Here is a 2,681-nt window from a genome sequence, read left to right on the forward strand (position 1 = left end):
GCCGGGCGCCGAGGGCCTGCTCGGACTCGCCGCGTGCTGGCGGGTGGCCGTCGACCAGGGCGCCGGACTCGCCGCCGGCCTGGACCGGCTCGAAGGGGCCCTGCGCGCCGAGCGCGACCAGCGGGCCGACCTGCGCGCGCAGCTGTCGGGCGCCCGGGCCACCGCGGTGCTGCTCGCCGCACTGCCCGCGCTCGGCCTGCTCCTCGGCACCGCCATGGGCGCCGACCCGCTGCGGGTCCTGCTGCACAGCGGAGCCGGCCTCGCCTGCCTGACGGCCGGCGCGGTGCTCGAGGCGGCGGGGCTGTGGTGGGCGGCGCGGATCGTGCGGCGGGCGGAGGCGGCGTGAGGCGCGTGGGGTGTGCGGTGCGGGCCCGAAGGACGGGGCTCCGAGGGTGGGGAGAGGAGCGGGCGGTATGAGTGCGGAGGTCGTCCACAGGCTGGGGATGGCGGTGGCTGTGGTGCTTGCCCTCGGCTGGGGTGCCCGGCGGGTGGCGTCGGCACGGCGGCGGCGGTGGGCGCGGCGCCGGGTGGCCGAGCTGCTGGAAGTCGAAGTGCAGCCGCGCAGAGCCCCGTTGGTGATCCCGGGCGCGGTACGGCGGTGGCTGCCTCCGGCCGGAGCGGCGTGCGGTGTGTGGGTGCTGGTGGGGGGCGTCGTCGGCATCTTGCTGGGGCTGGGCGTCGGCGTCGCGCTCTCGCGGTGGCAGGGCCGCCAGGCGTCCGCCGGCGGCAAGGAGGCGACCGACGCCGCCGGCGCCGCGCGCCAACTCCCGCTCGCCGCCGACCTGCTGGCCGCCTGCATCACGGCCGGCGCCGGTCCGGTGATCGCCGCCCAGGCGGTGGGGGAGGCCCTCGGCGGCCTCGTCGGGCAGGCGCTGGCGCGGGGCGCGGCGGAGGTGCGGCTCGGCGGTGAACCGGCGGACGCCTGGCGGAGCTTGGCGGCGCTGCCCGGCGCGGGGGTGCTGGCCCGGCTGCTGGAGCGGGCCGACGAGTCCGGGCTGCCCGCGGCCGGCCCGGTCACCCGTCTCGCGGCGGACGCGCGCGCGGAGTGGGGCCGTACGGCGACGGTCCGGGCACGCCGGGCGGCCGTACTGATCTCCGCGCCGGTCGGCCTGTGCTTCCTGCCCGCGTTCATCGCCGTCGGGGTGCTGCCCGTCGTGATCGGACTGGCGGGCGAGGTCATGGGAGGGAGGTGAGCGGGACGAGAGCGGATCGGCACACAGACGTCAGGTAAGCGCCGGAAAAGACAACGGATCAGGACCACACGGGGTTGAAATGTTCAGCAAACTCACCAAACTCAGCAAGCTCAGGAAAGCGGCCGTTCGGTTGCGCGGGGCGTGCCGCCAGGACGCCGGAATGGTGACGTCCGAGTACGCCATGGGGATCATCGCGGCCGTCGCGTTCGCGGTGGTGCTCTACAAGGTCGTCTCCAGCGGCCAGGTGCAGGCGGAACTGGGGGCGATCGTGAAGAGGGCGCTCAGTGCGCGGATGTGAGCGGGGCGGGGACCGGGGGTTCGTGACCGCGGAGGCGGCCGTGGTGCTGTCCGTGCTGGTGGCGTTCACGATGGCGCTGGTCTGGGGGCTGCTCCTGGTGGCGGCGCAGATCGAGTGTGTGGACGCGGCCCGCGCGGGCGCCCGGGCCGCCGCCCGGCAGGATCCCGCCGACGCGGTGGTGACGGTGACCCGGGAAGCGGCACCGCCGGGAGCGCGGGTGACCGTGGCACGCGAGGGCGACCGGGTCCGGGTGACGGTGGTGGCCGAGCCGCCGCTGCTGAGCGGGTTGCCGTTCGAGGTACGGGAGGAGGCGGTGGCGCTCGCCGAGGAGACGGTGGGGCAGGCACCGGGTGCTGGGGAGGGGGAGCCGTGAACCGTGGGGGTGAGCTGGGGTCGGCCCCTGGCGGGTGGTGGACCCGGCGGCACGGCCGCGGAGAGGAGGGCGTGCGGGCCCGGCATCGGGTCCGTGGCCGTCCGCGTCGGTGGTGGAACGGCAGGAAGGGCCCTGGTGAGGCGGCGATCAGGGGGCGTGGGTGCCTGGGGCGGCGGCCGGACGCCGACCGGGGGTCCGCCACCGTCTGGAGTCTGGGGGCGATCGCCGTGCTGTGCGTGGTGTTCGGTGCCGTCCTGGCGCTCGGGCAGGCCGTCGTCGTACGGCACAGGGCGGCCGGCGGTGCCGATCTGGCCGCGCTCGCGGCGGCGGACCACTGGTCCGAGGGCGGCGCGGCGGCCTGCACCCGGGCCGAGCGGCTGGCGGCGGCGCAGGGGGTGCGGTTGGTGCGGTGCGCGATCGTGGGCGACACCTCGGACGTGACGGCGGCCGCGGGGCGGGGACCGTTCGCGGCGGAGGTCAGGGCGAGAGCGGGGCCGCCGGGGCCGGTGGCGCCTGCCGCGCCGGACGGGGCCGGGTCGGTGCCGCCTGCCGTCGCTCCGGGCAGGGCCGGGAATGCGCTGCCTGCCGCTCCGGGCGCGCCCGACGCCCCCCTGCCGCCCGCCGCGCCGGACAGCGCCGGGGCCGTGTCGGTTGCCGCTCCGGACGGGGCCGACGCCCTCGTGCCGGGTCGTGCAGGACGATGGCGCGGTCGCTGAGCAGCCGCTCTCGTTCGTCACGGCTCAGGGACGGCTTCCAGCCCCCGGCTCGCCGCACTGTCGGCTGTCCCTCTGCCCCTGTGCCCCTCAGCCTCGTGCCC

Annotated in this window: 4 protein-coding genes and 1 pseudogene; all 5 read left to right on the forward strand. The window is 77.5% G+C overall.

Annotated elements, in window-relative coordinates; genetic code table 11:
* Positions 1–346, forward strand: a 346-nt coding sequence (locus CCN44_RS41895) for a type II secretion system F family protein (RefSeq protein WP_414820562.1), incomplete at its 5' end; no start/stop codon positions are given.
* A 67-nt stretch (positions 347–413) separates the two neighbouring features.
* Positions 414–1,193: a type II secretion system F family protein gene (locus CCN44_RS41900; protein ID WP_208639954.1), complete on the forward strand. Its 780-nt coding sequence runs from the start codon at positions 414–416 to the stop codon at positions 1,191–1,193.
* Positions 1,194–1,272: 79 nt separating this feature from the next.
* Positions 1,273–1,491, forward strand: a complete 219-nt coding sequence (locus CCN44_RS41905; protein ID WP_086704485.1) for a DUF4244 domain-containing protein — start codon at positions 1,273–1,275, stop codon at positions 1,489–1,491.
* Between the two features lie 22 nt (positions 1,492–1,513).
* Positions 1,514–1,864, forward strand: coding sequence for a TadE family type IV pilus minor pilin (locus tag CCN44_RS41910; protein WP_059251473.1), 351 nt, complete (start codon positions 1,514–1,516; stop codon positions 1,862–1,864).
* A gap of 146 nt (positions 1,865–2,010) precedes the next feature.
* Positions 2,011–2,388 (forward strand): annotated as a pseudogene (locus CCN44_RS47165) (Rv3654c family TadE-like protein); the annotation flags it as partial.
* Positions 2,389–2,681 lie beyond the last annotated feature (293 nt).

The sequence above is a fragment of the Streptomyces tricolor genome (assembly GCF_002155905.1).
In the GTDB taxonomy this organism is placed as follows: domain Bacteria; phylum Actinomycetota; class Actinomycetes; order Streptomycetales; family Streptomycetaceae; genus Streptomyces; species Streptomyces tricolor.